General features: G+C 72.9%; 5 protein-coding genes. 2 read left to right on the plus strand and 3 right to left on the minus strand.

Annotation, left to right across the window (positions count from 1 at the left end):
- Positions 1 to 3: 3 nt before the first annotated feature.
- Positions 4 to 1,323 (minus strand): aminotransferase class I/II-fold pyridoxal phosphate-dependent enzyme, encoded by a 1,320-nt coding sequence (locus tag ACFQ8C_RS36080; protein ID WP_383466070.1) that lies wholly within the window; start codon positions 1,321 to 1,323, stop codon positions 4 to 6.
- 47 nt (positions 1,324 to 1,370) lie between these two features.
- Between ACFQ8C_RS36080 and ACFQ8C_RS36085 the strand changes: the two genes are divergently transcribed.
- Both ACFQ8C_RS36085 and ACFQ8C_RS36090 read left to right on the plus strand, forming a co-directional pair.
- Complete coding sequence (locus ACFQ8C_RS36085; RefSeq protein ID WP_383466072.1) at positions 1,371 to 2,654, plus strand: MFS transporter; 1,284 nt, start codon at positions 1,371 to 1,373, stop codon at positions 2,652 to 2,654.
- A gap of 36 nt (positions 2,655 to 2,690) precedes the next feature.
- Entirely contained in the window at positions 2,691 to 3,587 is an 897-nt protein-coding gene (locus tag ACFQ8C_RS36090; protein WP_383466073.1) for a hypothetical protein, read from the plus strand.
- A 76-nt stretch (positions 3,588 to 3,663) separates the two neighbouring features.
- Here ACFQ8C_RS36090 and ptsP read toward each other — a convergent pair whose 3' ends face one another.
- Positions 3,664 to 5,334: a phosphoenolpyruvate--protein phosphotransferase gene (ptsP, locus tag ACFQ8C_RS36095; RefSeq protein WP_383466075.1), complete on the minus strand. Its 1,671-nt coding sequence runs from the start codon at positions 5,332 to 5,334 to the stop codon at positions 3,664 to 3,666.
- 81 nt (positions 5,335 to 5,415) lie between these two features.
- Positions 5,416 to 5,865 carry a PTS glucose transporter subunit IIA gene (locus ACFQ8C_RS36100; protein ID WP_383466077.1) on the minus strand — a complete coding sequence of 150 codons (450 nt, stop codon included), beginning with the start codon at positions 5,863 to 5,865 and terminating at the stop codon, positions 5,416 to 5,418.
- Positions 5,866 to 6,338 lie beyond the last annotated feature (473 nt).

Raw genomic sequence — 6,338 nt, forward strand, 5'->3', positions numbered from 1 at the left:
GCCTCACCCCCCGTACGTCGCCTGGGTGTCCCCGAGCACCCGGGCGAAGTCCTCCGCCAGCCGCTCAGCCGCCTCCGGCAGGAGCACGGACGCGGTGATCCGTACGGCGGGTGGCGCGGCGATCCGGAACCGGGCGCCCGCCGCCACCCACCACCCGTGCGTCCGCAGCCCGTTGACCACCGCCGACTCGTCCCGTACCGGCACCCACACGTTCAGCCCCCCGGCACCGACCGCGCGGATGCCGCGGGAGCCGAGGGCCTCGACCAGCGCCCGCCGCCGCTCGGCGTACGCGGCCTCCCCGCGCGCCACGAGCCGCGCCACCTCCGGGTCGGAGAACAGCCCGACGACGGTCTCCTGGAGCAGGTGGCTGACCCAGCCGGAGGTCATCAGCATCCGGCCGTCGTGCCGGGCGAGCGTCACCGCGTCACCCGTCAGCCCGGCCCACCGCAGGTCCACGCCCAGCCGCTTCGAGACCGTGCGCACCTGTGCCCAGCGAGCCGGCCCCAGCGCGCTCACCGTCGGCGCCGGGGGACCGTCGAGCTCGGCGAGGTAGTCGTCCTCGATCACGAGGACCTCGGGGAACTCCCGGAAGAGCGCGCCCAGTTCGTCCCGCCGCCCGGGCGAGAGCGAAGCCCCCGTGGGGCACTGGGCACGCGGGCTGAAGACGACGGCCCGCACTCCGGCCCGCAGCGCCGCCCGCATGGCGTCCGGAGTGACCCCCTCGCCGTCGACGGCCACCGGCACCATCCGCAGCCCCAGCGCGGGGACCAGGTCGAGGAGGTGGTGGAAGCCGGGGTCCTCGACGGCCACCGCGTCTCCGGGCCGGAGCTCCACCGAGAGCAGCCGGGCGATGCAGTCGAGCGCCCCGTGCGCGAAGGTCACCCGCTCCGCGGGCACCCCGTCCCGCCGGAACCACGCCCGGGTCAGCTCCTCCAGGGCGGCGAGCCGCGGCGCCGCCCGGTGCGAGCCGTAGACGGGCCGCACGGCGCCGGGCGGGTGGAGCACCGGCAGGAAGGCGGGATCGGGCAGGCCGCTCCCGAGGTCGGTCAGCCCCTCCGGCATCCGCGGGGGTCGCCGCGACGCCACCGACGGCGCCTCCGCCACGACCGTGCCGCCCCGCCCGCGGGTCACCACGAGCCCCCGCCCGCGCAGTTCCTTGTAGGCGGTTGCCACCGTGCCCGGACTGACCCCCAGGTCGTCCGCGAGCTTCCGTACGGGAGGCAGCGCGTCGCCCGGGGCGAGCTCCCCCTCGGTCACCCCGCGTTCGACGGACGCGGCAATGCCCTTGGCCGATGTCCCCTGAATCGAATATTGTGTTGCCACGTTCCAAACTATGTATCAATACATAACTCGCGTCAAGGGGGAATCACGTGAGTCGCCCGTCCTCGTGGCACCGCACCGCACTCGACCGCATCCCGGGAGGCCGGGACGGCCGCCGCATGCTCGTCGTCAGCATCATCGACAAGACGGGCACCGGCCTCTGGGCCGGCTGCACCGCCCTCTACTTCACCTACGTCTCAGGCCTGAGCCTCGGCCAGGTCGGCCTGCTCATGACCGTCTCCGGCGGCGTCGGCATAGCCGGAGCGCCCCTCGCCGGCCTCCTCGCCGACCGCTTCCCCCTCGTCCGCGTCATCGCCGCCACCCAGCTCGCGCGCGGAGCCACCCTCCTCGCCCTCCTCACCACCGACCACTTCCTCCTCCTCACCCTCTACTCCGCCCTCGGCGCCCTGCCCGACCGCGCCGGCAGCGTCCTCATCAAGCTGTACGCGGCCCGCCAGGCGGGCGCCGAACGCGTCCGCTACCAGGCCATCCAGCGCACCACCGTCAACATCGGCTGGTCCATCGGCGGCCTCGGCGCCGCGGCCGCCCTCGCCACCGGCTCCACCCAGGCGTACACCTGGCTCCTCGTCGGCAACGTCCTCTCCTACCTCGCCATCGCCCTGCTCACCCTGCGCTGCGCCGAACCGTCGGCGCCCTCCCTGGTCGCCGCCACCGCGCGCGACACCCCCCGGGACAAGCCCTCCAGCCCCTGGCGCGACCGCACCTTCCTCGGCTACACCGCCACCGACGCCGTCCTCTTCCTCGACGACACGATCCTCCAGGTCGCCGTCCCCCTCTGGATCGTCCACGCCACCGACGCCCCCGTCGGCCTCGCCCCGCTCCTCCTCGTCCTCAACACCGTCCTCGTCGTCCTCTTCCAGGTCCCCCTCGCCCGGTTCGGCGCCACCACCGCGGCCGCCCGCCGCCTCCTCTTCCCCCTCACCGGCCTCTTCGTCGTCGGCACGCTCGCCCTCGCCGCCTCGGCCGCCGGCGGCCGCGCCCTCGCCGTCACCGCGCTCGTCGTGGCCGTCGTCGCCCTGACCTTCGCCGAGATCGTCCACGCCACCTCCTCGTGGGAGCTCTCCGTCGCCCTGGCCCCCGCCGACGCCCAGGGCGCCTACCTCGGCGTCCACGGCCTCGCCCACTCCACCCAGCGCTTCGCCGGCCCCCTCCTCGTCACCGCCGTCATGACCGCCGGCCCCCTCGCCTGGCCGCTCCTCGGCCTCGCCCTCGTCGGCGCGGGCGCCGCCCAGCACCGCCTCCTCCGCGACCGCGTCACCCACCCCGCCCAACCGTCACTGTCAGTGCCGACGGTTACGGTGAGTGAGCACTGATCGCCGCGATCAGACCGCCACGCCCGAGGGGGACCCATGACGACGACCACCACCACGACCCGCCTCCGCCGCGCCCTGCGCCGCGAGATCCCCAGCACCGTCGGACTCCTGGCCGACGAGCAGGACTTCGCCGCCATGCGCCGCTACCGCACCTTCGCCTTCGACGACCACACCACCTACCTCAAGGAGATCGAAGCCCTCCTCAAAACCCTCGCCCGCCAGGGCACCCACACCACCGTGGCCCTCTTCGACCCCGACGAGTACGTCTCCTTCTGCGCCGAGACCGGCCTCGACCCGGACCACCCCACCAGCCGCAGCCGCTTCACCGACCACCTGGCCACCACCGGCGCCCGCGTCACCTACACAGGGCAGCCCCTCACCGCCCTCCTCCCCGAACTCGTCGACACCGCCGTCCGCCGCGCCACCTGGGAGTACGCCACCACCGTCCTCGCCACCGCGGGAGACTGCGCCGACTGCGGCCTGGACCTCGGCCGCGACGCCTTCGACCGCGCCACCCGTCTGCTCCTCGGACTCCTCGACGGCGCGGGACCCGGCACCCACCACCTCGTCTGCAGCGTCCCCGCCGCCGACGACCACCTCCTCGCCGTCCTCCACTCCGCCCGCGAGGACCAGGGCGCCCACCACCACGACCCCACCGCGGCCACCGAGTTCGCCGCCGTCCTCGCCGCCGGGATCGTCCTCGCATCCCCGGGCGGACTCGTCCTGCGCGCGACCCGTCCCGGGCGACCCGACCGGCTCCACGGCTGGCGCCTCGCCGACGGCACCCTCGCCCCCCTCACCGAGGCCGAGGTCTTCGCCGCCTACTGCACCGACGCCCGCACCGGCGAACCCCTGCCCCCGGAGCACGGCGTCGACCACCGGGCCGGCTTCCCCCTGGCCGCCGACCCCGACGCCCACCACCACCGCCACTGACCCCGGACACGAGGAAGGGGCTCCCCGCCACCAGGTGACGGGAAGCCCCTCCGAACCACGCGCTACGACTCCGGGATCACTCCCCGGACAGCACCGCCTGCGCGGCGAGCCGCGCCTCGTGCGCCGTGTCCGCGGCACGCGCCGCGGCCGCCGCACGCTCGCACTGCGCGAGCGTGTACTTCGCCAGCGTCGCCCGTACATAGGGAATCGACGCGGCGCCCATGGACAGGGAGGTGACCCCCAGACCCGTCAGCACACACGCGAGCAGCGGATCCGAGGCGGCCTCGCCACAGACACCACAGCTCTTGCCCTCGGCCTTGGCCGCCTCCGCGGACAGCGCCACCAGGTCGAGCAGCGCCGGCTGCCACGGGTCCTGGAGCCGCGACACGGCACCGACCTGACGGTCGGCGGCGAAGGTGTACTGGGCCAGGTCGTTCGTGCCCAGCGACAGGAACTCGACCTCCTGCAGGATCGAGCGGGCCCGGAGCGCGGCGGACGGAATCTCCACCATCGCGCCGAACTTCGCCCGGAGCCCCGCCTCGCGGCACGCGTCGGCGAACGCCTTCGCGTCCGTCCGGTCGGCCACCATCGGCGCCATGACCTCCAGGTACACCGGCAGGCCCTCGGAGGCCTTCGCCAGCGCGGTCAGCTGCGTCCGCAGCACCTCCGGGTGGTCGAGCAGCGACCGCAGCCCGCGCACGCCGAGCGCCGGGTTCGGCTCGTCGACCGGCGTCAGGAAGTCGAGCGGCTTGTCGGCACCGGCGTCGAGCACCCGCACGACCACACGGCCCTCGGGGAAGGCCTCCAGGACCTTCCGGTACGCCTCGATCTGCTTCTCCTCGGACGGAGCCTTCTTGCTGTCGTCCAGGAAGAGGAACTCCGTACGGAACAGACCGACGCCCTCGGCACCCGCCTCCACCGCGGCCGGCACGTCGGCCGGCCCACCCACGTTGGCGAGCAGCGGCACCTTGTGCCCGTCCGAGGTGGCACCGGGGCCGCTCGACGCGGACAGCGCGGCCTTGCGCGCCTCGGCGGCCTGGGTCAGCGCCGCCTTCTTCTCCTCGCTCGGGTCCACGAAGATCTCGCCGGTGGAACCGTCCACCGCGATCTGCGTGCCCTCCGCCAGCTCACCGGCACCGGGCAGCGCGACCACGGCCGGCACGCCCAGGGCACGCGCCAGGATGGCGCTGTGGCTGGTCGGCCCGCCCTCCTCGGTCACGAACCCGAGCACGAGCGCCGGGTCCAGCAGCGCCGTGTCGGCCGGGGCCAGGTCCCGCGCGATGAGCACGTACGGCTCGTCGCTGTCCGGAACACCGGGCATCGGCACGCCGAGCAGCCGCGCGACGATCCGGTTCCGCACGTCGTCCAGGTCGGCGACCCGGCCCGCCATGTACTCACCGGCACCCGCCAGCAGCTCGCGGTAGTGCGAGAAGGCGTCGTAGATACCGCGCTCGGCCGTGCTGCCGACCGCGATCCTGCGGTCGACGTCGGCGATGAGCTCCGGGTCCTGGGCGATCATCGCCTGGGCCTCCAGCACCGCCTGGGCCTCACCGCCGGCCAGATTGCCGCGCGCGATCAGGTCTGCGGCCACAGCCTCCACCGCCTGGCGGGCGCGCCCCTGTTCGCGCTCCGCCTCCTCGGCGGGAATCTGCTTGGCGGGCGGTTCGAGAACCGCCGTGCCCATGTGCCGCACCTGGCCGATCGCCACTCCGTGGCTGACGCCGACGCCTCGCAGCGTTGTCTCCATCTCACCCGTCTCCGATTGAGCGGCGGCCGATGCCGCCGCGTTGAATGTCGTACGCGCGGCCGTCCGGAGGACGGACCGGACTCAGCTCCAGTCGAAGAGCTGGTCGCCGGCCTTCACGTCGCCGTCCTCACGGACGTCGGAGAGCGAGTCGGCCGTGGCCTCGAGGGCGACGACGGGGCAGAGGGGGGACTTGCCGGCGGCCTCGACATCGGCGGGGTTCCACCGCACGACGGCCTGGCCGCGCGTCACGGTGTCCCCCTTGTTGACGAGGAGCTCGAAGCCCTCCCCGTTGAGCTGGACGGTGTCGATGCCGAGGTGCGTCAGCACCCCGTGACCCTCGCCGTCCACGACGACGAAGGCGTGCGGGTGCATGGAGACGACGACCCCGTCGATGGGGGAGACCGCCTCGGAGGGCTCACGTACGGGATCGATGGCGGTGCCGGGCCCGACCATGGCACCGGAGAAGACCGGGTCGGGAACATTGGCGAGACCGATGGCGCGTCCAACAAGTGGCGACGTCACGGTTGTCATGGGAAGCCTCCCAGGGGCGGAGATCGTGTGGCGCCGCCACACCTGTCCTGGGCGGCGCGTACTGTTCAGAAGCGTAAGTCATAAGAAGTCCTAGTTCCGCACGAGACGTACCAGTTGGGCGGAGCTAGGGACTACCGGAAACGATTTGCCTCTACTGACGGTGGGATGTACTGTCGTACTCCTGCTTGACCCCAACGCGGCTTTGAGTCGTGGTCGGCAGCACCGATCAAGCCAGATCCTAACCCCAGTGGTCTACACCTCTGCCTGCCCCGGTTCATCCGGTTGAGCGCGGAGGGGTGGTCAGCGGGACGGAGAAAGCCTGGTAATGTTTGACCCCGCCGGAAGGCCCCGAGGAATTGAAACTCAGGACCGGAAAGTACCGAGGAAATCGGATCGGAAAGATCTGATAGAGTCGGAAACGAAGGAAGCGCCCGGAGGGCCTGGAAACAGGAACGAAGGAAGCGTCCGCACCT

Source organism: Streptomyces sp. NPDC056503 (genome assembly GCF_042794995.1).
GTDB lineage: Bacteria > Actinomycetota > Actinomycetes > Streptomycetales > Streptomycetaceae > Streptomyces.

Bases quoted from the DNA above. Each gene is read 5' to 3' on its own strand.
- ACFQ8C_RS36090 (WP_383466073.1), top strand. From the start codon at position 2,691: ATGACGACGACCACCACCACGACCCGCCTCCGCCGCGCCCTGCGCCGC.
- ptsP (WP_383466075.1), bottom strand. From the start codon at position 5,334: ATGGAGACAACGCTGCGAGGCGTCGGCGTCAGCCACGGAGTGGCGATC.
- ACFQ8C_RS36100 (WP_383466077.1), bottom strand. From the start codon at position 5,865: ATGACAACCGTGACGTCGCCACTTGTTGGACGCGCCATCGGTCTCGCC.